Below are 630 nucleotides of genomic sequence, written 5' to 3' on the forward strand. Positions count from 1 at the left end.
GGTCGAGGTCAATGAAGAGAAGAGCCGCACCGTTAACCTGGACCGGGCAGAGAGCTTCGGCTTTCTGGGATTCGACTTCCGTCGACTCCGCAGTGTACAGAGGCAGGTGTGGCGGGCGCACTATACGCCAAAGCTGAAGAAGCGCACGGCGTTATTGCGCAAGCTCAAAGAGGTGTTCCGGCGATACCAGTCGCAGCCGGTAGATCGGGTTGTAGAACTGATCAATCCGGTATTACGCGGTTGGGTGAATTACTTCGCTGCTGGACATTCCAGCGAGTGCTTCAGCTTCATCAAAGACTGGGTGGAAAAGAAGATCAGACGCCATATGGGGCGCTCCCGGAATCGACGGGGCTTCGGCTGGAAGCGGTGGAGTGGGCGCTGGCTGTATGAGGAACTGAAGCTGTTCAATAGCTATCGTGTTCGTCGTGCTGCCGCACCGAACGCGCGCCCAGCATGATAGGTCCCATAAATCTTGACATGAAGCGCGCAGGAGAGCGTAGTGCCGGAAATCGGCCCGCTGCGTTCGACGTGGCGGGAGCTGGAAACGTGACTACGGTTGCCGGATTGCGGGCCATCGCGAAAGCGGTGGAATCACCACCGGCGCCTACCGGTGCGCGCGCCAGTTCTCGA

1 protein-coding gene is annotated in these 630 nt (G+C 58.9%); it reads left to right on the top strand.

Translation table 11 applies throughout. The features are described from left to right. On the top strand, nt 1-457 hold a 457-nt coding region (locus tag HV796_RS43095), incomplete at its 5' end, for a group II intron maturase-specific domain-containing protein (protein WP_281370007.1). Nucleotides 458-630: the final 173 nt, after the last annotated feature.

Origin of the sequence: Paraburkholderia humisilvae (assembly GCF_902859855.1) — a bacterium.
GTDB classification, from domain to species: domain Bacteria; phylum Pseudomonadota; class Gammaproteobacteria; order Burkholderiales; family Burkholderiaceae; genus Paraburkholderia; species Paraburkholderia humisilvae.